16 protein-coding genes and 2 pseudogenes are annotated in these 21,937 nt (G+C 72.7%); 8 read left to right on the forward strand and 10 right to left on the reverse strand.

Annotation, left to right across the window (positions count from 1 at the left end; all coding sequences use genetic code 11):
- Positions 1 to 709: 709 nt before the first annotated feature.
- The 4 genes and pseudogenes from K7G60_RS39535 to K7G60_RS31320 form a co-directional block, all read right to left on the reverse strand.
- Positions 710 to 826: pseudogene (locus tag K7G60_RS39535) on the reverse strand (pentapeptide repeat-containing protein); the annotation flags it as partial.
- Positions 827 to 1,095: 269 nt separating this feature from the next.
- Positions 1,096 to 1,800: pseudogene (locus K7G60_RS39540) on the reverse strand (hypothetical protein); the annotation flags it as partial.
- A complete protein-coding gene (locus tag K7G60_RS31315; RefSeq protein ID WP_225804341.1) occupies positions 1,734 to 4,265 on the reverse strand; it encodes a serine/threonine-protein kinase in 2,532 nt (843 codons plus the stop codon). The pseudogene K7G60_RS39540 and the gene K7G60_RS31315, both read right to left, overlap by 67 nt.
- Before the next feature lie 189 nt (positions 4,266 to 4,454).
- The gene (locus K7G60_RS31320) at positions 4,455 to 6,161 is read right to left on the reverse strand and encodes a glycerol-3-phosphate dehydrogenase/oxidase (RefSeq protein WP_225804342.1); all 1,707 of its coding nucleotides are present in this window, start codon (positions 6,159 to 6,161) and stop codon (positions 4,455 to 4,457) included.
- A gap of 296 nt (positions 6,162 to 6,457) precedes the next feature.
- Between K7G60_RS31320 and K7G60_RS31325 the strand changes: the two genes are divergently transcribed.
- Positions 6,458 to 7,699, forward strand: a complete 1,242-nt coding sequence (locus K7G60_RS31325; RefSeq protein WP_225804343.1) for a nucleotide sugar dehydrogenase — start codon at positions 6,458 to 6,460, stop codon at positions 7,697 to 7,699.
- A 57-nt stretch (positions 7,700 to 7,756) separates the two neighbouring features.
- Here K7G60_RS31325 and K7G60_RS31330 read toward each other — a convergent pair whose 3' ends face one another.
- The 4 genes from K7G60_RS31330 to K7G60_RS31345 form a co-directional block, all read right to left on the reverse strand.
- On the reverse strand, positions 7,757 to 8,881 hold the full coding sequence (locus K7G60_RS31330; protein ID WP_225804344.1) for a GuaB3 family IMP dehydrogenase-related protein: 1,125 nt from the start codon (positions 8,879 to 8,881) through the stop codon (positions 7,757 to 7,759).
- Between the two features lie 107 nt (positions 8,882 to 8,988).
- Positions 8,989 to 10,491, reverse strand: a complete 1,503-nt coding sequence (gene guaB, locus K7G60_RS31335) for an IMP dehydrogenase (protein ID WP_225804345.1) — start codon at positions 10,489 to 10,491, stop codon at positions 8,989 to 8,991.
- A gap of 140 nt (positions 10,492 to 10,631) precedes the next feature.
- Positions 10,632 to 11,234: a sigma-70 family RNA polymerase sigma factor gene (locus K7G60_RS31340; protein WP_030687705.1), complete on the reverse strand. Its 603-nt coding sequence runs from the start codon at positions 11,232 to 11,234 to the stop codon at positions 10,632 to 10,634.
- Between the two features lie 243 nt (positions 11,235 to 11,477).
- Positions 11,478 to 12,089 carry a response regulator transcription factor gene (locus tag K7G60_RS31345; protein WP_003948568.1) on the reverse strand — a complete coding sequence of 204 codons (612 nt, stop codon included), beginning with the start codon at positions 12,087 to 12,089 and terminating at the stop codon, positions 11,478 to 11,480.
- Between the two features lie 431 nt (positions 12,090 to 12,520).
- Here K7G60_RS31345 and K7G60_RS31350 point away from each other — a divergent pair, with 431 nt between their 5' ends.
- Entirely contained in the window at positions 12,521 to 12,886 is a 366-nt protein-coding gene (locus K7G60_RS31350) for a WhiB family transcriptional regulator (RefSeq protein ID WP_225804346.1), read from the forward strand.
- Positions 12,887 to 12,963: 77 nt separating this feature from the next.
- Here the strand turns inward: K7G60_RS31350 and K7G60_RS31355 are convergent, their stop codons facing one another.
- Entirely contained in the window at positions 12,964 to 13,857 is an 894-nt protein-coding gene (locus K7G60_RS31355; RefSeq protein ID WP_225804347.1) for a LysR family transcriptional regulator, read from the reverse strand.
- 80 nt (positions 13,858 to 13,937) lie between these two features.
- On the opposite strand from K7G60_RS31355, the gene K7G60_RS31360 reads away from it, so the two are divergent.
- A complete protein-coding gene (locus tag K7G60_RS31360) occupies positions 13,938 to 14,612 on the forward strand; it encodes an MOSC domain-containing protein (protein WP_225804348.1) in 675 nt (224 codons plus the stop codon).
- A 62-nt stretch (positions 14,613 to 14,674) separates the two neighbouring features.
- Complete coding sequence (locus tag K7G60_RS31365; protein WP_225804349.1) at positions 14,675 to 15,448, forward strand: SDR family oxidoreductase; 774 nt, start codon at positions 14,675 to 14,677, stop codon at positions 15,446 to 15,448.
- A 52-nt stretch (positions 15,449 to 15,500) separates the two neighbouring features.
- Here K7G60_RS31365 and K7G60_RS31370 read toward each other — a convergent pair whose 3' ends face one another.
- Positions 15,501 to 17,327 (reverse strand): DUF2264 domain-containing protein, encoded by a 1,827-nt coding sequence (locus K7G60_RS31370; protein WP_225804350.1) that lies wholly within the window; start codon positions 17,325 to 17,327, stop codon positions 15,501 to 15,503.
- A gap of 214 nt (positions 17,328 to 17,541) precedes the next feature.
- Here K7G60_RS31370 and K7G60_RS31375 point away from each other — a divergent pair, with 214 nt between their 5' ends.
- The 4 genes from K7G60_RS31375 (at position 17,542) to K7G60_RS31390 (ending at position 21,922) form a co-directional block, all read left to right on the forward strand.
- Positions 17,542 to 18,699, forward strand: a complete 1,158-nt coding sequence (locus K7G60_RS31375) for a substrate-binding domain-containing protein (protein WP_225804351.1) — start codon at positions 17,542 to 17,544, stop codon at positions 18,697 to 18,699.
- Positions 18,700 to 18,799: 100 nt separating this feature from the next.
- The gene (locus tag K7G60_RS31380; RefSeq protein WP_225804352.1) at positions 18,800 to 20,116 is read left to right on the forward strand and encodes an ABC transporter substrate-binding protein; all 1,317 of its coding nucleotides are present in this window, start codon (positions 18,800 to 18,802) and stop codon (positions 20,114 to 20,116) included.
- Positions 20,117 to 20,120: 4 nt separating this feature from the next.
- Positions 20,121 to 21,074, forward strand: coding sequence for a carbohydrate ABC transporter permease (locus tag K7G60_RS31385; RefSeq protein ID WP_225804353.1), 954 nt, complete (start codon positions 20,121 to 20,123; stop codon positions 21,072 to 21,074).
- Complete coding sequence (locus tag K7G60_RS31390) at positions 21,071 to 21,922, forward strand: carbohydrate ABC transporter permease (protein ID WP_225804354.1); 852 nt, start codon at positions 21,071 to 21,073, stop codon at positions 21,920 to 21,922. The genes K7G60_RS31385 and K7G60_RS31390 overlap by 4 nt, the downstream gene beginning before the upstream one ends.
- Positions 21,923 to 21,937: the final 15 nt, after the last annotated feature.

Here is a 21,937-nt window from a genome sequence, read left to right on the forward strand (position 1 = left end):
CGCATGACCTTCTCGGTCCCCGCCCAGGAGCGGCGGACCGGTCCGCGGGCCGCCGCCGTACGGCTCGTCGCCGTCGTCCTCGTCGTCCTCCTCCTCGGCCACCCGCGCCCACCACTGCGGCTCGGGCGCGCCGGACGCCTGTGCCGTCGGCGGCGGGGGCGGGCCGGGCGACTCCGGCGGTGCGGGGCGCTGGACGGGGAGCGCCCCGGTCTCGCCGAGCCGGGCGGCGGCTCGCGCACCGGCGCGGTACGCGGCGATGGCCCCGGCCCGCGCGGCCCGCACGTCGGCGGTGGGCGGCGTGACCGCGGGCCGCGTCTCGGCGGCGGCCGGCCTGGCCCGCCCGTAGGGGTCGACACCGTAGGTCTCGGGGGCGGGGGCGGCGGGCCCGTCGGGGCCTGGACCGGTGGTGCCGTCGGGGTACGGTTCACCGCCGGACCCGTCGGCCTCCTCGCCGTCGTCGCCCTCCTCGTACACCTCCGCCTCGTACGCCTCGGGGCCGTACCCGTCAGGGCCGTACCCGTCAGGGCCGTACTCCTCGGAGCCGTACTCCTCGGCGGGCTCGGAGGCGTGGGGCGACTCGAGCGCGTACGGCTCGTGCTCGTGCGGCTCGTGCTCGTGCGGCTCGAGCGCGTACCTCCCGGAGCCGTACCCGCCGGAGCCGTACCCGCCGGCGTCGTACTCCTCCGGCCGGTATCCCTCCGACCCGTACCTATCCGACCCGTACGCCTCGGAGAGATGCCCACCGGAGCCGTACGCCTCGGAGCCGTACCCGTCGGAGTCGTACTCCTCCGCCTCGTACGCCTCGGAGCCGTGCTCCTCGAGCCCGCGCTCCTCGGAGCCGCGCCCCCCGGGCCCGTACTCCTCCGCCCCGTACTCCTCCGCCCCGTACGGATCAGCCGTGTGAGCGTCCTGTCCGGGATCCGTCGGCTCGTGTTCCTGCCGTTCGGTCGTCGGGGGCGGGGCGAACTCGTCCGGCGGTTCCGGGAGCGTCGCGTAGCCGCAGAGGGCCTCCTCGGCGGCGCCCACCGCGAGGCCGCTGAGGACCACGCGGCCGTCGTCGCAGACGAGGACGGTCCGGGAGGTGATGTTCCGGTGCACCCAGCCGTGCGCGTGGAGAGCTCGCAGGGCGGTGAGGACGTCGGCGCCTATCTCGGCCGCGCGGTACGGGCTGAGGGGCCGCTCGGCGAGGAGCGCGGCCAGCGGTCTGGCCGCCACGCGCTCGCTCACTATCCACAGCGAGCCGGCCTCCGCGAAGACGTCGAAGACCTGGTCGAGCAGGGGATGGTCGGGGACCTGCGCGGCGGCCTGGGCGGCCTCGATGGCCCGCCGCACGACGGGCTCGGCCGGCCGGCGGGGGGCCGCGCCCGCCCCGCCGTGGGGACCGGCGGGTCCGCCCCGCCCGTCGAGCACCTCGGCGTCGACGAACTCCGGCAGCGGCACCTGGCGGACCAGGACCTCCTGCCCGCTGTACGTGTCGAAGGCGCGCGTCTCCACCGGGTCGTACGCGTCGGCGTCCGCCGGCGGCAGCGGCAGGCGGTAGCGGTCGGCGAGCACCCTTCCCGCGTAGTCGTCCACGACGCCTCCCCACGCGCGCACGATGTCCCCCGTGGGCCCGTGGATCCCTCGGGATCGGACGGGATCACGCGAGTCCGTCAGTTCCGGTCCGACGCCGCACAGTTGACGGCTCTGTTCGGCCGTGTTCGGTCCGCGAAGCTCACGATACGTGCCACCGGTCAGTCCTTGGGGCTGAACGTGGCGAACGCCGTCTCCCGCAGCGTCCTGCACTCCGCGCCGTTCCACTCGTCCGCCGCGCAGCTGATCATGATGGAGTAGCCGTGCGTGGCGTCCACCTTGAAGCCGCGGTTGAGGACGTGGACGCGGATGCCCTTCTGCGTGCGCTCGAACTCCCAGTCGGCGACGGTCGGGTAACCCTTGTAGGAGACCGTCCTTATGCCGAGGTGCTTGTAGTCCTGGCTGGTCGCGGCAACGCCGTACCTGGCCAGCTCCCAGGCGCTCGCCGCGTTGTCCTTCGGGCTGTCGTTGTAGTCGACCTGGACGCGCGGGAAGCCGCCGCTCTCGCTGAAGATCGCGCCGAGCGAGTATCCCGGGATCGAGCGCTGCTTGAAGGACACCGGCATCGCCATCGTGAAGTGCAACGGGCCGTTGGTGACGAAGGTGTAGCCGGCGGGCAGCCGCGTGCCCGCGTCGCCTCCGGGCTTGCCGGAGGGGGTGGTGCCGTTCTGCCCGCCCGTGGACCCCGTCGTGCCGTCGGTGCCCGTCGACCCCGTGCTGCCGTTGTCACCGGGCTGCACGCCGCCCTGCTGGCCGGGGCCGCCCGAGGACTGGCCCTGGCTTCCGCCGGAACCGTCCGCGCCTCCGGAGCCGTCGCCGCCGGCCGTGGCACCGGCCGAGGCGGTCGTGTCCCCGCCGCCCTTGCCCTGGTCTCCCTCGTCGCCCCCGCCGCCGAGGGAGACCGCGAGGATCGTCCCGAGCACGGCGAGGACGGCGACCGCGGCGATGATCACCAGGGTGCGGCGCGGCACGACGTCGGTCAGCGGCGCGCGGGCGGGGGCGGGCTTGCCGCCGCCCCGCAGCGGCTCGGTCGCGATCCTCGGGGCCGACGCCGGCTCGGCCTTCGCGGAAGCCGCCGCGTTCCGTACGGACTTCAGCGCGCCCCGCATCCGCTCCGCGGCCGCGTCGGGGGCCTTCTCGGCCGCCGGAGCCACCGGAGCCCGCTCGGGGCGCGGCGGCAGCGGTACGACGGCGGTGACCTCGGGCGGGACCACGGGCGCCGGCTCGGGCGCGTCGAGGACGGCCCGCAGCAGGACCCGGGCGCGGGCGTCGTCGAGCCGCTGCGCCGGGTCCTTGGCGAGGAGGCCGTAGATGACCTGCTCCAGCTCGGGGCCCGCGTTCTTCGGCGGGTCGACCGGCTCGGTCATCACGGCCGTGAGGGTGGCGATGGCGGAGCCCTTGTCGTACGGCGGGCTGCCTTCCACCGCCGCGTAGATGAGGCCGCCCAGCGACCACATGTCCGCGGCCGGACCGGGCTTGTGGCCGCGGGCGCGCTCCGGGGAGATGTACGAGGGGGCGCCGACGAGCATGCCGGTGGAGGTGATCGAGGGGTCGCCCTCCACCTGGGCGATGCCGAAGTCGGTGAGGACGACCCGGCCGTCCTCGGCGATCAGGACGTTGGACGGCTTCACGTCGCGGTGCAGGATGCCCTCGCGGTGCGCCGAACGCAGCACGTCGAGGATGGCGAGGCCGACCTCGGCGGCGCGCCGGGGCGTGAGGGTGCCGTCCTCGCGGATGGCGTCCGCGAGCGACTTGCCCTCGATGAGCTCCATGACGATCCACGGGCGGTCGTCCTCGTCGACGACGTCGTACACGGTGACGGCGCCGTTGTTGCGGATCCGGGCGATGGCCTTCGCCTCGCGCAGGGTCCGGGTGATGAGGCGTCGCTTCTCGTCCTCGTCGATGCTCGTGGGGAAGCGGAGCTCCTTGACGGCGACGGTGCGGCCGAGGGTCTCGTCGACGGCGCGCCACACGGTGCCCATGCCGCCGCGTCCGAGGACCGCGCCGAGCCGGTAGCGGCCCGCGAGCAGCCGTCCCTCGCCGGCCGGCGCCTTGCGGAACCTGTCGCCGCCGCGCGCGGTGGCCGGACCGGTCCGGCGGTCGCTCTCGCCGTCACCGTCACCCGCCCCGAAACCGGCACGCCCGGTCGAGGGCTCGGTGCCGCGCAGCCGCCCGGCGCCGACGGCGCCGTCACCACCGGCCCCGGAACCCGTCACGCTCGGACCCGTCGCCCGGGCGGACGGCGCTTCCTGAGACCCCTTCACGTCCTGGCCGGACTCCCGGGCGGCCGGAACCGCACCGTCCGGCGCGGACTCCACGGACTCCACGGACTTCGCGGACTCCAGGGACGTCACGGACTTCTCCGGCTCCACGGACTTCGCGGGCTCCACGGACTTCGCGGGCTCCGGAACCGCGGCGCCCCGCGCGGACTTCGCAGCCGCCGCGGGCTCCGCGGCCTCCACGGATCCCGCCGGTGCCACAGGCTCCACGGGCTTCGCGTCCTCGACGTCCCGCCCCGGCCCAGGCCCGTCCTCCGGGCCCTGCGCACCCCGGCTGACCTGCGCGTCCTCCGCGTCCCGCTCCGGCTCACGCGCGGCCGGAACCGCTCCTCGGTCGCCGTCGGTCGCGGCTCCCGCGGCGGCGTCCCGCCTGGGGTCCCTCGCCCTGTCCCGCGACTGCTCCGCCTCCGACATGCGTCCCCTCTGCGATCCCTGATCTTCGCCGCGTCTGCCGCTTCCCGCGCGATGCGGTAACCCGCCCTGGAAGAGAGGCCATTGTCTCTCACCTCGGGGCGGGTGACGCCCCCGGGTCCGCACTCCGGGATACGACGCCTCCGCGTGCCCCCCAGGTTCCCACCGGACGCGGACCCCCTGAACGCCCTGTCAGATGGGCACGATGTCCGGCGCCCCGAGCCGTGCGGCGTCCGCGGTCAGGTCGTCGGGCTGCCGCTGCGACTCCCGCTCCGCCTCCACCCGCTTCTCGTAGTGTTCGACCTCCTTCTCGATCTGGTGGTCGTCCCAGTCGAGGACCGGCGCCATCAGTGCCGCGCACTCGCGGGCGCTGAGCACGCCCCGGTCGAAGGTCTCGATGGAGATCCTGGTCCGCCGGGTGAGGACGTCGTCGAGGTGGCGCGCGCCCTCGTGCGAGGCGGCGTAGACGATCTCGGCGCGCAGGTAGTCCTCGGCCGCCGCGAGCGGTTCGCCGAGGCTCGGGTCGGCCGCGACGAGGTCGAGGATCTCCTCCGTCAGGGAGCCGTAGCGGTTGAGGAGATGCTCGACCCTGACGACGTGCAGGCCGGTCCTCGCGGCGATTCTCGCCCGCGCGTTCCACAGGGCGCGGTAGCCCTCGGCGCCGAGGAGCGGGGTGTCCTCGGTGACGCAGGGGGCGACTCGCTGGTCGAGGCCGTGCACCGCCTCGTCGACGGCGTCCTTCGCCATCACGCGGTACGTCGTGTACTTGCCGCCGGCGACGACCACGAGGCCGGGGACCGGGTGGGCGACGGTGTGCTCGCGGGAGAGCTTGCTGGTGGCGTCGGACTCGCCGGCGAGGAGGGGGCGCAGGCCGGCGTAGACGCCCTGGACGTCGTCCCGGGTGAGCGGGGTCGCGAGCACGGTGTTCACGTGCTCCAGGAGGTAGTCGATGTCGGCGCTGGAGGCGGCGGGGTGCGCCTTGTCGAGGTCCCAGTCGGTGTCGGTGGTGCCGACGATCCAGTGGCGTCCCCAGGGGATGACGAAGAGCACGGACTTCTCGGTGCGCAGGATCAGTCCGGTGGTCGAGTGGATGCGGTCCTTGGGCACGACGAGGTGGATGCCCTTGGAGGCGCGGACGTGGAACTGGCCGCGCTCCCCGATGAGGGCCTGGGTGTCGTCCGTCCACACGCCGGTGGCGTTGACGATCTGCTTGGCCCGGATCTCGTACGCGGCCCCGGCCTCCACGTCCTGGACGCGGGCGCCGACGACGCGCTCGCCCTCGCGGAGGAAGCCGATGACGCGGGCCCGGCTGGCGGCCCTGGCACCGTACGAAGCGGCGGTGCGCACGAGGGTGGTGACGAAGCGCGCGTCGTCCATCTGGGCGTCGTAGTACTGCAGGGCGCCGACCAGGGCCTCCTTCTTCAGGCAGGGTGCGACGCGCAGGGCGCGGCGGCGGGAGAGGTGCCGGTGGACGGGGAGTCCACGGCCGTGGCCGGAGGAGAGCGACATCGCGTCGTACAGCGCGACTCCCGAGCCGGCGTAGAACCGCTCCCAGCCCTTGTGCTGGAGGGGGTAGAGGAAGGGGACCGGCTTCACCAGGTGGGGGGCGAGCCGCTCCAGGAGCAGTCCGCGCTCCTTGAGCGCCTCCCGCACGAGGGCGAAGTCCAGCATCTCCAGATAGCGCAGGCCGCCGTGGATGAGCTTGCTGGACCTGCTGGAGGTGCCGGAGGCCCAGTCGCGGGCCTCCACGATGCCGGTGGAGAGCCCTCTGGTGGCGGCGTCGAGGGCGGTTCCGGCGCCGACCACTCCGGCGCCGACGACCAGCACGTCCAATTCTCGCTCGGCCATGGCCGCGAGCGCCTCGGCGCGCTCGGCGGGTCCCAGTGTCGCTGTCCTCACGCTGCTGCCTCCCGTCGTCCCCCGTCCGTCCCGCGCGTCACCGCCCTTCGGGCGGGACGCGCACAGGCCGTGAACCGGGCCCGTGTGGTCCGGCTCACAGCTCGATTCTGGCCCGCTCCCGTGACTTCAGCCACCGCCTCGCCACGGACCTGTGGATAACACTCGGCAACCTTCGGTCACACAATGCCGCATATCGGTCATATTTACGCCTAGTCTGACATTGCGCTCGACCCGTTCTGTCCACCGGGCTTGCGCGTCGCGTCCCCTCCGGCTACTGGGAAGGACGGCCCACCCCCATGCCCGCTGATCTCGCCGTCATCGGCCTCGGCCACCACGGACTCCCCCTGGCCCAGGCCGCCACCGCCGCCGGCATCGACACCATCGGCTACGACACCGACCCCCACCCCGCCGCCGAACTCGCCGCCGGCCGCTCCCCGGTCGACGGCTCCCTCACCGCCTCCGAGATCCGCCGGATGCTCTCGGGGGGCTTCCGGCCGACCACCGACTCCGCCGAGCTCGGCCGGGTCCGCACCGCCGTCCTCTGCGCCCCGACCCCCCTCGGCCCCGATCGGACGCTCGACCTCACCGCCGTCACCGACGCCGCCCGCGCGCTCGCCGCCCGGCTGCGCCCGCACACCACCGTCCTCCTGGAGTCCCCGGTCCCCCCGGGCACCACCGAGGGACTCCTCCGCGAGACCCTGGAGGCGGGCTCCGGCCTGCGCGCCGGACGCGACTTCCACCTCGCGTACTCGCCCGGCCGCCTCGACCCCGGCAGCCGCACCCACGGCTACGCCGGCACCCCCAAGGTCATCGGCGGCCTCACCCCGGCCTGCACCGAGTCCGCGGCCGCCTTCTACGGCCGGCTCACCGACAAGGTGGTACGCGCGCGTGGTCCCCGCGAGGCGGAGACGGTCAAGCTCCTGGAGACCAACTTCCGGCACGTCAACATCGCCCTCGTCAACGAGATGGCGGTCCTCTGCCACGAACTCGGCGTCGACCTGTGGGACGTCATCCGCTGCGCCGAGACCAAGCCCTTCGGCTTCCAGGCCTTCCGCCCCGGGCCCGGCGTCGGCGGCCACGGCGTCCCCGTCGACACGATCGGCGCCCACCGCCCGCTCCGCCTCGTCGAACTCGCCGGCCAGGTCAACGAGCGCATGCCGCAGTACGTCGTCCAGCGCGCCGCCACCCTCCTCAACGAGCACGGCAAGTCGGCCCGCGGCGCCCGGATCCTGCTCCTCGGCATCACGTACAAGCCCGACCTGCCCGACCGGCAGGGCTCCCCCGCCGACGAGATCGCCCGCCGCCTCATGGACCTGGGCGCCGCCGTCAGCTACCACGACCCCCACGTCTCCGACTGGCGCGTCCGCGAGCTGCCCGTCCCCCGCGCGGACTCCCTCTACGAGGCCGCCGCCCACGCCGACCTGACGATCCTGCTCCAGCACCACCGCACGTACGACCTCCAGGGCCTCTCGGTGAAGGCCCAGCTCCTCCTCGACACCCGAGGCGCGACGCCCGCCGGAGCGGCCCACCGGCTGTGACACGCGGAGGGGCCCCGCACCACCCGGTGCGGGGCCCCTTCTGCGTACGTACGGAGATCAGCGCTTGTGCTCGGCGTCCGCGACCGTGACCTCGACGCGCTGGAACTCCTTGAGCTCGCTGTAGCCCGTGGTGGCCATCGCGCGGCGCAGGGCGCCGAAGAAGTTCATCGAGCCGTCCGGGGTGTGCGACGGGCCCGCGAGGATCTCCTCGGTGGTGCCGACGATGCCCAGGTCGACCAGCTTGCCGCGCGGCACGTCCTCGTGGACGGCCTCCATGCCCCAGTGGTGGCCCTTGCCGGGCGCGTCCGTGGCACGGGCCAGCGGGGAGCCCATCATCACGGCGTCGGCGCCGCAGGCGATCGCCTTCGGCAGGTCGCCGGACCAGCCCACGCCGCCGTCGGCGATGACGTGCACGTACCGGCCGCCGGACTCGTCCATGTAGTCGCGGCGGGCCGCGGCCACGTCGGCGACCGCGGTCGCCATCGGGACCTGGATGCCGAGGACGTTGCGGGTGGTGTGCGCGGCGCCGCCGCCGAAGCCGACCAGGACGCCGGCCGCGCCGGTGCGCATCAGGTGCAGGGCCGCGGTGTACGTGGCGCAGCCGCCGACGATGACCGGGACGTCCAGCTCGTAGATGAACTGCTTCAGGTTCAGCGGCTCGGCCGCGCCCGAGACGTGCTCGGCGGAGACCGTGGTGCCGCGGATGACGAAGATGTCCACGCCGGCGTCGACGACGGCCTTGGAGAACTGCGCGGTGCGCTGCGGGGAGAGCGCGGCGGCGGTGACGACACCGGAGTCGCGCACCTCCTTGATGCGCTGCCCGATCAGCTCTTCCTTGATCGGCGCGGCGTAGATCTCCTGCAGGCGGCGGGTCGCGGTCGCCTCGTCCAGCTCGGCGATCTCGTCGAGGAGCGGCTGCGGGTCCTCGTACCGGGTCCAGAGACCCTCCAGGTTCAGCACGCCCAGGCCGCCGAGCTCGCCGATGCGGATGGCGGTCTGCGGCGAGACGACCGAGTCCATCGGGGCGGCCAGGAACGGCAGCTCGAAGCGGTAGGCGTCGATCTGCCAGGCGATCGAGACCTCCTTCGGGTCCCGGGTGCGCCGGCTCGGCACGACGGCGATGTCGTCGAACGCGTACGCCCTGCGGCCGCGCTTGCCGCGCCCGATCTCGATCTCAGTCACGATGTGTGGCCTTTCCCTCTACGTCTGCGCCTACCAGTATCCCCGACACAAGCGTGGGGGGCGGCTCCGGCCACATGCCGGAACCGCCCCCCACGCGTCGCGCTGTGTTACTTCCTGCTGTAGTTCGGCGCCTCGACCGTCATCTGGATGTCGTGCGGGTGGCTCTCCTTGAGACCGGCCGAGGTGATCCGGACGAAGCGGCCGTTCGCCTGGAGCTCCGGCACCGTGCGCCCGCCGACGTAGAACATCGACTGGCGCAGACCGCCCACCAGCTGGTGGACGACGGCCGCGAGCGGGCCGCGGTAGGGCACCTGGCCCTCGATGCCCTCGGGCACGAGCTTCTCGTCGGAGGCGACGCCCTCCTGGAAGTAGCGGTCCTTGGAGAAGGAGCGCTGCTCGCCGCGGGACTGCATGGCACCGAGCGAGCCCATGCCGCGGTACGACTTGAACTGCTTGCCGTTGATGAAGAGCAGCTCGCCCGGGGACTCCTCGCAGCCCGCGAGCAGCGAGCCGAGCATCACCGTGTCGGCGCCGGCGACGAGGGCCTTCGCGATGTCGCCGGAGTACTGCAGACCGCCGTCGCCGATGACCGGGACGCCGGCCGCCTTGGCGGCGAGGGAGGCCTCGTAGATCGCGGTGACCTGCGGGACGCCGATGCCGGCGACCACGCGGGTGGTGCAGATGGAGCCCGGGCCGACACCGACCTTGATGCCGTCGACACCGGCGTCGATCAGCGCCTGGGCGCCGTCGCGGGTGGCGACGTTTCCGCCGATGACGTCGACCGAGGAGTTCGACTTGATCTTGGCGACCATGTCGCCGACCAGGCGGGAGTGGCCGTGGGCGGTGTCGACGACGATGAAGTCGACGCCCGCCTCGATCAGGGCCTGGGCGCGCTCGTACGCGTCACCGGCGACGCCGACGGCGGCGCCGACGATCAGCCGGCCTTCCTTGTCCTTGGCGGCGTTCGGGTACTTCTCGGCCTTGACGAAGTCCTTGACCGTGATGAGGCCCTTGAGAATGCCCGCCTCGTCGACCAGCGGAAGCTTCTCGATCTTGTGGCGGCGCAGCAGCTCCATGGCGTCCACGCCGGAGATGCCGACCTTGCCGGTGACCAGCGGCATCGGCGTCATGACCTCGCGCACCTGGCGGCTGCGGTCGGACTCGAAGGCCATGTCCCGGTTGGTGACGATGCCGAGGAGCTTGCCGGCCGGGTCGGTCACGGGGACGCCGCTGATGCGGAACTTGGCGCAGATGGCGTCGGCCTCGGCGAGCGTGGCGTCCGGGTGGACCGTGATCGGGTCGGTGACCATGCCGGACTCGGACCGCTTCACCAGGTCGACCTGGTTGGCCTGGTCGGCGATGGAGAGGTTGCGGTGCAGCACACCGACACCGCCCTGTCGCGCCATGGCGATCGCCATGCGGGACTCGGTGACCTTGTCCATCGCGGCGGAGAGGAGCGGGATGTTCACCCGCACGTTCTTCGAGATGTACGAGGCGGTGTCGATCTGGTCGGGCGCCATGTCGGACGCGCCGGGCAGCAGCAGCACGTCGTCGTAGGTCAGCCCGAGTGTCGCGAATTTCTCGGGCACTCCGTCGACGTTGGCAGTCATGACACCTTCCCAAATGGCCTTGATCGGTGCGGGATGTCCATGCTAACGGGCTGGAGCGGTGTCTCATTCCACGAGCAAGATCAGCGGGCAGCTTTGGACGTTCGCACGTGTACGAAAGGGACGACGGGGCCCGGCAAGGCTTACTGCTCGGCCAGTGCGCGCAGCCGGCTGAGGGCGCGGTGCTGCGCGACCCGGACGGCGCCCGGGGACATGCCGAGCATCTGGCCGGTCTCCTCGGCGGTCAGTCCGACCGCGACCCGCAGCACGAGCAGTTCGCGCTGGTTCTCCGGGAGGTTGGCGAGCAGCTTCTTGGCCCACTCGGCGTCGTCGCTGAGCAGGGCCCGCTCCTCGGGGCCGAGGGAGTCGTCGGGCCGCTCGGGCATCTCGTCGGAGGGCACGGCGGTGGACCCCGGGTGCCGCATGGCGGCCCGCTGGAGGTCGGCGACCTTGTGTCCGGCGATCGCGAAGACGAAGGCCTCGAAGGGCCTGCCCGTGTCCTTGTAGCGCGGCAGCGCCATCAGGACGGCGACGCAGACCTCCTGCGCGAGGTCCTCGACGAAGTGCCGGGCGTCGCCGGGCAGTCGGTTGAGGCGCGTGCGGCAGTACCGCAGGGCGAGCGGGTGGACGCGCGCGAGCAGGTCGTGGGTGGCCTGCGCGTCGCCGTCGACCGCGCGGTGCACGAGCGCGCCGATCTCCCCCTGCCCGGCAGGCATGGGGGGACCCACGGTCTCGTCGTCGCGCATCGCTCCATGGTGCCCCGACGCCTCTCGGTTCGTGGCACCGCGTCCGTAGTTGTGCACCGAAGCGTTATGAGCAGGTGCGCCGGCACTCATCTCCCGCGCCCTCCCCTCCCGCTCGATCGACTCGTCCCCGAGGAACTCCACGTCTCAAGGATGCGGCATTCCGCGGGGAAGTGACACAAGCCCACCCCGTCCACCCCACGACGGACGCGGGCGAGGACGGGGAGATGGCAGGTGACCTGCGATTCAGCGGACCAGACCCCAGCGGAATCCGAGCGCGACGGCATGCGCCCGGTCGGAGGCGCCGAGCTTCTTGAAGAGGCGACGGGCGTGCGTCTTGACCGTGTCCTCGGAGAGGAAGAGCTCGCGCCCGATCTCCGCGTTGGACCGGCCGTGGCTCATGCCTTCGAGGACCTGGATCTCGCGCGCGGTGAGGGTGGGCGCGGCGCCCATCTCGGCCGAACGGAGGCGGCGCGGGGCGAGCCGCCAGGTCGGGTCGGCGAGCGCCTGCGTGACCGTGGCCCGCAGCTCGGCGCGCGAGGCGTCCTTGTGCAGATAGCCACGGGCGCCCGCGGCGACGGCGAGCGCGACGCCGTCGAGGTCCTCGGCGACCGTGAGCATGATGATGCGGGCGCCGGGGTCCGCGGAGAGCAGCCGGCGGACGGTCTCCACGCCGCCCAGGCCGGGCATGCGCACGTCCATCAGAATCAGGTCCGAGCGGTCCGCGCCCCAGCGGCGGAGGACTTCCTCGCCGTTGGCCGCGGTGGTCACGCGCTCGACGCCGGGCACGGTCGCGACCGCGCGGCGGAGCGCCTCTCGGGCAAGCGGGGAGTCGTCGCAGACGAGGACGGATGTCATGCCTGACCTCCGCGGCTCTCGCAGCTGTTGCGCGTCACCTTGAGCCTCCAGGGCTGTACGTATCGTCACCTGTGCGGTTGACGCTCTCGGACGTTTGCCCGATCGCCTGTTCCTTCAACCGCCTCCGCACTCTCAACGACGGTCACTCGAAAGAGTTACGGGTCGGACGGCGTCTTCGGCACTCTACGTGAGGAGGCGTGCGCGGAGGAGAGCGACGCAGGCGGTTCGCCCAAACATCGCAAGCTCTGCCCCATTTGGCGGGTTTTCTTCCCTTTTCGCGGTGTCTGTGACTAGATTCGCAATGAGTCATATTTACATCTACTTCGACAGTAGGTGTAGCCACCCGGACCTGTCGGGACCCGAGGAGCCCGGCCATCGGCCATCCACCCGCCCACCTATCCGTTCGACACGGTTTCAAGGGGACAAGCGCAATGGCAGATTTCTCCCGCCTTCCCGGACCCAACGCCGATCTGTGGGACTGGCAACTGCTCGCGGCCTGCCGCGGGGTCGACAGCTCCCTGTTCTTCCACCCCGAGGGAGAGCGCGGCGCGGCACGGAGTGCGCGTGAGAACTCGGCGAAAGAGGTCTGCATGCGGTGCCCGGTGCGCGCGGAGTGCGCGGCACACGCACTCGCCGTGCGGGAGCCCTACGGCGTATGGGGCGGCCTCACCGAGGACGAACGCGAAGAACTCATGGGACGCGCGCGCAATCGCCTGATCACGACGGCGCCGGCCTCCGCGTCGGCCACGTCCGGCGCGTCCGTGACATCCATGACATCGTTCGGGGAACGTATGTGAAGGAACGTTTCTCTATTGCGCCGGGCAGAAGTCGGACGGTGAACGGCCCCGCGCGCCCGCGTACGCCGTGAATCGCCCTACGCGCGCGCGGCGGCTCGCATCAGTTCGTCGAGCGTGGCGGCGACGGCCGGGACCTGCGCGAGGTCCGGCAGCGTCAGGGCCACGATCTCCCGCTCCACGGCCGGCTCCACGGTCACGGTCCGGGCGCCCTTGGGGCGTACGGACTCGATGGCCAGCTCCGGCAGGACGGCCACGCCCAGGCCGGCGCCGACCAGGCCCACCACGGCCGGGTAGTCGTCGGTGGCGAAGTCGATGCGGGGGGTGAAGCCCGCCTCCTCGCAGACGTCCACGAGCTGACGGCGGCAGCGCGGGCAGCCCGCGATCCAGGACTCGTCCGCGAGTTCCGCGATGCCGACCGCCCCGGCTCCGGCGAGCCGGTGCCCCTCGGGCACCAGGCCGACGAGCCGGTCGGCGAGGAGCGGACGGACCACCAGGTCGTCCCACTCGGCCCGCCCCGCCCCGTACCGGAACGCGAGGGCGATGTCGCAGTCGCCCTCGCGGAGCATCTCGATCGAGCGCGGCGGCTCGGCCTCGACGAGGGAGACCCGGGTGCCGGGATGCGCGGCCCGCAGCGCGGCGAGCGCGGTGGGCACGAGGGTGGAGCTGCCGCTGGGGAAGGAGACCAGGCGGACGCGGCCCGCTCGGAGCCCGGCGATGGCGGCGACCTCCTCCTCGGCGGCGGTGAGCCCGGCGAGGATGCCGGAGGCGTGGCGGACCAGGACCTCGCCGGCCTGGGTGAGGCGCATCTCGCGTCCGGTACGGATCAGCAGCGGCGTGCCGGCGGAGGCTTCGAGCGCCTTCATCTGCTGGCTGACGGCGGGCTGGGTGCAGCCGAGTTCGCGCGCGGCGGCCGAGAAGGAGCCGGTGGCGGCGACGGCGCGCAGGACGCGGAGGTGGCGGGCCTCGATCATGCGTCCAGCATAAGCGACTCTTGGGTGAAGGGGCTCATTCTCGCGAGCGCCTTTGAGATCGCCGCCCTTACAGTGCCCGCATGACCTTGCTGAGTGTGAATGTGGGCCGCGCCGAGCCCGTGGAGTACACGGACGCCGCCTCGGGGATGACGGGCATCGACAAGCGTCCGGTGGAGGGGCCCGTGCGGATCGAGGCGCCGGGTGCGCCCGGCGTCGGGGGCGGCGGGGTCGCCGGTGACGCGGTCTGCGACCTGCGCTTCCACGGCGGCGACGACCGGGCGGCGTACGCCTTCGCCCGGGAGGACCTGGACCTGTGGGAGCGGGAGCTCGGCCGCGAACTGGCCAACGGCTCCTTCGGCGAGAACCTCACCACCCGCGGCCTCGACGTGAACGGGGCCCTGATCGGCGAGCGGTGGCGGATCGGCGACGAGGTGGTCCTGGAGGTGACCGGCGGCCGCATCCCGTGCCGTACGTTCGCGGGCTTCCTCGGGGAGAAGGGCTGGGTGAAGCGGTTCACGCAGTCGGAGGCCGGTCCCGGCGCGCTGCTGCGGGTGATCGTGCCGGGCGAGGTGCGGGCCGGCGACCCGATCACGGTGCTGCACCGGCCGGACCACGACGTCACCGTGGCGCTCCTGCACCGCGCCGCGACCACCGAACGCGCCCTGCTGCCCTCCACGTTGGCCGCCGCCGAGTGGATGGAGTCCGGTCTGCTCGCGCTCGCCCGCCAGTACACGGAGAAGTACGCCCGGGCGTAGCCGCGGGGGCGGGGACCCGGCGGGCCCGGCCCGGTCCGGAGGACAGGCACTAGGTTGCCCGTATGACGACTGCACTGATTACGGGCGCCACCGCGGGCATCGGGGCCGCTTTCGCACGGAGACTGGCGGCGGACGGCCATGACGTCGTGCTCGTGGCCAGGGACGTGAAGCGGCTCCGGGAGCAGGCGACCGAGCTGCACGACCGGCACGGCGTCGAGGCCGAGGTGCTCGCCGCGGACCTCTCCGAGGAGGACGGGATCGCCGCCGTCGAGGCCCGGCTCTCGGACCGGAAGCAGCCGGTGGACATGCTGGTGAACAACGCCGGCTTCGGCAACAAGGGCCGCTTCCTCGAGGTCTCCATGGCCGACGAGCTGAAGATGCTGACGGTGCACTGCGAGGCGGTGCTGCGGCTGACCTCGGCGGCCGCCGCCTCGATGAAGGACCGCCGCCGGGGCGCCGTGGTGAACGTCGCCTCGGTGGCGGCCTTCGTGCCCCGCGGCACCTACGGCGCCTCGAAGGCCTGGGTCGTGCAGTTCACGCAGGGCGCGGCGCGGGACCTCGCGGGCAGCGGGGTGCGGCTGATGGCGCTCTGCCCCGGCTTCGTACGGACCGAGTTCCACGAGCGGGCCGGGATGGGCACGGACAACATCCCCGGCTGGATGTGGCTCGACGCGGACAAGCTGGTGGCGGCGGCGCTCACCGACCTGGAGCGGGGGAAGACGCTGTCGATCCCGGACCCCCGCTACAAGGCCCTCATGGGCGTGGTGAAGCTGGCGCCGCGCGGCCTGCTCGGCGGGGTCTCCTCCAAGGCGGGCCGCAAGTACGGCCCGCGGTAGCGCTCACCACCGGCTCCGCCGGTGCACGGCGTGGACCGGCGGATGCCCGGCCTCACCGGTCCTCCGGGTCCGAGGTGCCGGGCTCCGCGAGATCGAGGTGTGCGGTGGTGCCGTTCTGCCAGGTCACGGTCAGCAGGAGTCCGTCGATCCGGACGTTCGCGAGGTGGGACACGGGGGCGGGGTCGGGCTCGGCGGTGAGGGAGGCGAGGGCTGCGAAGAGCGACGCGGGGCCGCTGGTGACGCCGTTCAGGGCGAGGGTGCGGGTCCCCGGGCCCTGAAGGGTTTCCCCTGTGGGGAGCTCCACGACGTCGGGCCGGTAGCCGTGGACGGGGTGGAGCTGGGCGTGCGGGCCGTCGGGGGTGACGGCCCAGCCGGTCTGCCGTACGGGGGTCCCCTCCGGGGCGCCGAGGACGAGGTGGGCGCGGAGCTCGGCGCGGCCGTGGACGAGGGTCGCGGAGAGGACCCGGACGCCGGGCAGCGGGTGGTGGAGGGAGACGGCCCGGTCGGGACCGGTGCCGACCGGGACGGCGGGGCCGCGGGTGGTGGCCTTCCCGTCGGCGATCAGGGCGAAGTGGTTGTCGGCGGGGGCGGGCCCGGTGGTGGGACCCGTACGGGTGGAGTAGGCGTGGCGGGCGTAGCCGGGGTCGTCCTCCCCTCCGGGCGCGCTGTGGACGTGGTTGCTGCCGTGGTTGTGGAGGCGTACGAGCCCGTCGGCGGCGGTGGTCTGGACGAGCAGTCCGGCGGGGGCGAAGGCGCGGGCCGTGTCGGCGCGTTCGGCGGGCAGGGGTTCCTCGGGGTCGGTCCAGGCGGGGTGGCCGGCGGGCAGGAGGAGGCCGAGGAAGCCCTTGGACGCCCAGTAGGGGGAGCCGGGCCCCGAGTACTCCTGGACGAGCGGGGGATACGGGCCGTGCCAGCCGAGGCCGAGCAGTCCGCGCTCGTCGGTGGCGCCGCGGTCGAGGAAGTACCGCAGGGTGCCGGAGGCGAGGCGGCGGGTGGCTCCGGGGGTGAGGGGGGTGTGGCCGGTGAGGGCGCCGAGCCAGGGGGCGGCGGCCGCGGCGAAGCGGTAGATCAGGGACCGCCCGTACGGGACGGGGGCGCCGTTCGCGTCGAAGAGGTGGACGTGGTCGTCGAGGTGGGCGCGGAGGCGGGGGCCGTAGCGGTCCAGGAGCTCCCGGTCGCCGGCGAGGTGGGCGTGGAGGACGGGGTAGAAGTGCAGGGCCCAGGCGTTGTAGTGGTCGAAGGCGCGGTTGTCGCCGTCGCTGTACCAGCCGTCGCCGAGGTACCAGTCCTCGACGCGGGCGAGGGAGCGGTCGACGGTGGCGGCGGCGCGGTCGGTCTCGATGCCGGCGTCCTGGAGGAAGCCGGCGACGGTGAGGCCGAAGAGCCACCAGTTGTTGTCCACGGGGGACGGTCCGAGGGCGGGGAGGAGCCAGTCGACGGCCTGCTGCCGGGTGCGGTCGTCGAGGCGGTCCCAGAGCCAGGGGCGGGTGAGGCGGAGGCCGAGGGCGATCGAGGCGGACTCGACGATCGCCTGGCGGGTGCCGGCCATCGACGGCCAGGAGTCCCGGTCCTCCCGGCCCGGCTTCTCGGTGCCTGCGGTGAGCCCCGCCGCGTACCGGTCGAGGTGGCCGCCCGGGTCCTCGCCGTGGGCGCCCGCGACGCGGAGGGCGGCGAGGAGGAAGGTGCGGGCCCAGCCCTCCAGGCCGTCGGAGCGGGGTCCTGACCAGCTGGGGCGGGGCCCGGGGAGGTCGACGAGGCCGCCCCGGGGGGAGGCGAACGGGCGGACGTCCAGGAGGAGTCGGTCGGCCGTGGCCTCCCAGTGGGCACGGGTCCAGCCGGTGTACGGGCTGAGCTCACGGTTCTCGGGCGGCGTGGGCATGATGCTCCCTGGGGCTCCCTGAGGTGACGTCTGTGTCGCCGGGAATCCTGGACAGACTCCGATCGAACGTCAAGAGAGTCGGAGCGAATGATCGAAACTCTCATCGTTCGATCATTTCTGGGTTAGGGTGACCCACCCCGGGGTCGACGGGCCACCGGAGCCGACGCACCACCGGGGTCCACGGACCACCACCACCGCGAGGGGGAACCGCGCCGTGCGCGAGAGTGCTGCCGAACGACACGACCGACTGCTGGCCCTGGTGCGCGAGCGCGGCACCGCCCGCGTCTCCGAACTGGCCGAACGCCTCGGGGTCTCCCCCGTCACCGCCCGCCGCGACGTCGAGGTCCTGGCCGGCCGGGGCCTGCTCGACCGCGTGCACGGCCAGGTCTCCTGGCCCCGGCGGCAGGGCGCCCCCGGCGGCGGACGCCCCGGCGAGGGCCTGGTCCTCGGCCTGCTCGCCCCCTCCGCCACGTACTACTTCGCCGAGGTCATCCGGGGGGCGCACGAGGCGGCGGCCCGCGCCGGGGCGCGGCTCGTGCTGCGGATCTCCGACTACCGGCCGGAGGAGGACCGCGCCCGCACCGAGGGCCTCCTCGCCGCCGGCGCCGAGGGCGTCCTCGTCGCGCCCGGCTGGCGGGGGCCCGAGGACCGGCTCGCGTACGGGGACTGGCTGGCCGAACTGCCCGTGCCGGCCGTGCTCCTGGAGCGTCGCGCCGAGCCCGGCAGTCCGCTCGACGGCCTGGACCGGGTCGCCTCCGACCACGCCCACGGCGTGCTGCTCGCCCTGCGCCATCTGCTCTCGCTCGGCCACGCGACACCGCTGCTCGTGGCCCGCCGGGACTCTCCGACCGCGCTCGCGGTGCGCGCGGGCTACACCGAGGCGCTGGGGACGCTGGGCCTGAAGGAGCCGCGCCCGGTCATCGACTCCGTACCGGCCGAGGCGGACCCGGAGGGCTTCGAGCGGGCGGTGCGGGCGCTGCACGAGTCCGTCGGTTCGGGCCTGGCGAGCGCGGCCCTGGTCCACAACGACGTGGACGCGATCGAGATCGTGCAGCGCCTGGCCGAGCTGGGCGTGCGGGTGCCGCAGGACCTGGCCCTGATCGCGTACGACGACGAGGTCGCCGCCCTGGCCGACACTCCGCTGACGGCGGTCGCCCCGCCGAAGCGGCAGGTGGGGCGGCACGCCACGGAGCTGCTCGTGGAACGGCTCACCGAGGGGTCCGAGGAGGAGGCAGCGCGGCGGCACCTGAGCCTGCTGCCGTGGCTGCGGGTGCGGGACTCGTGCGGGGCGCGTTCCACCGGAGGTCCCGCGGGGAGCTCCACCGGAGGTTCCTCCGGGGGTTCCACCGGAGGCCCCGCATCTTCGATCTGATCTTTTTTCGATCAATCAATCTTTCGCTCTTGACTTCGGTCACGAACGGTCACAGGATCACGGCCACAACCTCCCAGCCGCCGCCCTCAGGAGCCGTGCCGTGACCCGTACTTGGAGCAGAACGTCCCGCGTCATAGCCGGCACCGCCACCGCCCTGGCCGTCCTCACGGCCTGCGGCGGCGGCGGTGACGACACCGCAAGCAAGCCGAACGGGCCCGTGACCATCACCTTCTGGGGCTGGGCCAAGGGCTCCAAGGACGTCGTGGACGCCTTCAACGCCTCCCACACCGACGTCCAGGTGAAGTTCGAGGAGATCCCCTCCGGCACCGCCGGCGGCTACGCCAAGATCTCCAACGCCGTGAAGGCGGGCAACGCCCCCGACCTGGTCTCCATCGAGTACTCCTCGCTCCCCGAGTTCGTGAGCTCCGGCGCCCTCCAGGACATCGGCGACCAGTTCACCGAGGCCGACCGCGCCAAGCTCCTCCCGCAGTCCGTCGAACTCACCACCCTCGGCGGGAAGTCCTGGGCCGTCCCCTTCGACGCCGCCCCGCAGGCCTTCTTCTACCGCAAGGACCTCTTCGCCAAGTACCAGGTGAAGGTCCCCGCCACCTGGGACGAGTTCAGGAAGGCCGCCGAGCAGGTCAAGAAGGCCGACGCCAAGGCCCGCATCGCGACCTTCTTCCCCGACGACCCGACCACCTTCGAGGCCATGGCCTGGCAGGCCGGCGCCCAGTGGTTCAAGGCCGAGGACGACACCTGGAAGGTCGACACCACCGACCCGGCCACCACCAAGGTCACCGCCTACTGGCAGGGCCTCCTCGACGCCGACCTCGTCCACAAGGACGCCTCCTTCAGCCCCGAGTGGGTCGGCTCCCTCAAGAACGGCACCACCGTCGGCTACCTCGGCGCCTCCTGGGGAGCGGGCGTCCTCAAGGGCAACGTCCCCGAACTGAGCGGCAAGTGGGCCGTCGCCCCCGTACCCACCTGGGACGGCAAGCCCGCCAGCGGCATGCTCGGCGGCACCTCCTTCGCCGTGACCAAGGACAGCAAGCAGAAGGCCGCCGCCGTCGCCTTCGCCGAATGGATGTCCACCACCGAGGAGGGCGTGAAGGCCCGGATCGCCTCCGGCACCTCCTCCGCCTTCCCCGCCGCCGCGGCCCTGCGCCCGGCCGCCAAGAAGGCCTTCGACGCCGGCTACTACGGCGGCCAGGACATCTACGCGCTCTTCGAGGCCGCCGGCGCCTCCATCAACCCCGACTGGTCCTGGGGCCCGACCACCGGCACCACCAACACCGCGATCAAGGACGAGTTCGGCAAGATCGCCCAGGGCGGGCCGTCCATCGCCGACGCCGTCAAGGCCGGCCACGACGCCACCGTCGCCGAACTCACCAAGCGCGGCCTGAAGGTCGAGGGCTGACCGGATGAAGGCCCGCACCCGCGCCGCCACGCTCCTGCTGACCCCCTTCTTCGTCCTGTTCACCGCGGTGATGGTGGTGCCGATCGGATACGCGGTCTGGCTCAGCCTCTTCACCGAGAAGCAGTCCGGACTGGGCTTCGGCGGCACCGAGACCGTCTTCACCGGCCTCGACAACTACACCGCGGCGCTGGGTGACCGGGCCTTCCTGGAGGGCTTCGGCGTCCTGCTCGGGTACTGCCTGCTCTACATCCCGCTGCTGCTCGCCGGGGCCCTCGGCCTCGCCCTCCTGCTCGACTCGGCGCTCGCCCGCGCCCGCCGCTTCTTCCAGCTCGCGCTCTTCCTGCCGCACGCCGTCCCCGGCATCATCGCCGCCCTGATCTGGGTCTACCTCTACACGCCCCAGCTCAGCCCGATCGTGCGGGCCATGGAGGCCGGAGGCATCGGCTTCGACTTCTTCTCCCCCGAAGGCACCCTGCCCTCCGTCGTCAACATCGCCCTGTGGGAGTGGCTCGGCTACAACATGGTCATCTTCTACGCCGCCCTCCAGGCCATCGACCGCTCCGTCCTCGAAGCCGCCACCGTCGACGGCGCGAGCGCCTGGCGCATCGCCTTCGCCATCAAGGTCCCGCTCATCAAGTCCTCGCTCGCGATGGTCGGCCTCTTCACGGTCATCGGCTCCCTCCAGCTCTTCACCGAGCCGCTCATCCTCAACAAGGGCACCGGCTCCGCCGTCACCTCCACCTGGACGCCGAACATGTACGCCTACACCGCGGCCTTCGACCGCAACGACTACGGACTCGCCGCCGCGGCCTCCGTACTCCTCGCCCTGACGGCGGCGCTGCTCTCCTTCGCCGTGACCCGGCTGACGGGACGCCGCAGGGCGGGCACGGCGGACACGGCACGCGAGGCGGACCCGGCCCGCACGGCCCGCACCGCGCGGAAGGAGCAGCCGGCATGAGCAACCGCTCCCCCAACCGATGGCTCTCCCGGGCGGCCGTCAACGGCGCCCTCGTCCTCGCCGTCGTCTACATGCTCTTCCCGCTGGTCTGGCTGCTCACCGCCGCCACCAAGGACGCCGGAGGCCTCCTCGCCGGAAACGCCTTCTCCTTCGAGGGCTTCGACCTCGGCGGCAACCTCTCCCGGCTCGCCGACTACGGCGACGGCATCTACTTCCACTGGTACGCCAACAGCCTCCTCTACGCGGGCCTCGGCGCCCTCGCCTGCTCCCTGATCAGCGTCGCCGCCGGATACGCCTTCCACGTCTACGACTTCCGGGGCAAGGAGAAGCTCTTCGGCCTCGTCCTCCTGGGCGTGCTCGTCCCCACCACCGCGCTCGCCCTGCCGATGTACCTCCTCGCCAGCGAGGTCGGCATCGTCAACACCTACTGGGCGGTCCTGATCCCGGTCCTCGTCAACCCCTTCGGGGTCTACCTCTCCCGGGTGTTCTGCGCCGGCTACATCCCCGACGAGGCCCTCGAAGCCGCCCGTATCGACGGCGCCGGAGAGATGCGCGTCTTCTGGTCCATCGGCCTGCGCATGGTCATGCCCGGCTTCGTGACCGTCTTCCTCTTCCAGTTCACCGCCGTCTGGAACAACTTCTTCCTCCCCCTGGTGATGCTCTCGGACCAGAAGCTCTATCCGCTGAGCCTCGGCCTGTACGCATGGAACAGCAACGCCCACGCCGAACCCGACTACTACCCCCTCGTCGTCACCGGGTCCCTGCTCGCCGTCGTCCCCCTCGTCATCGCCTTCGTCTCCCTCCAGCGCCACTGGAAGGCCGGTCTGACCGCCGGCAGCGTCAAGTGAGGAAGTGCCGGTAAC

Origin of the sequence: Streptomyces sp. NK15101 (assembly GCF_020400725.1) — a bacterium.
Classification (GTDB): Bacteria; Actinomycetota; Actinomycetes; order Streptomycetales; family Streptomycetaceae; genus Streptomyces.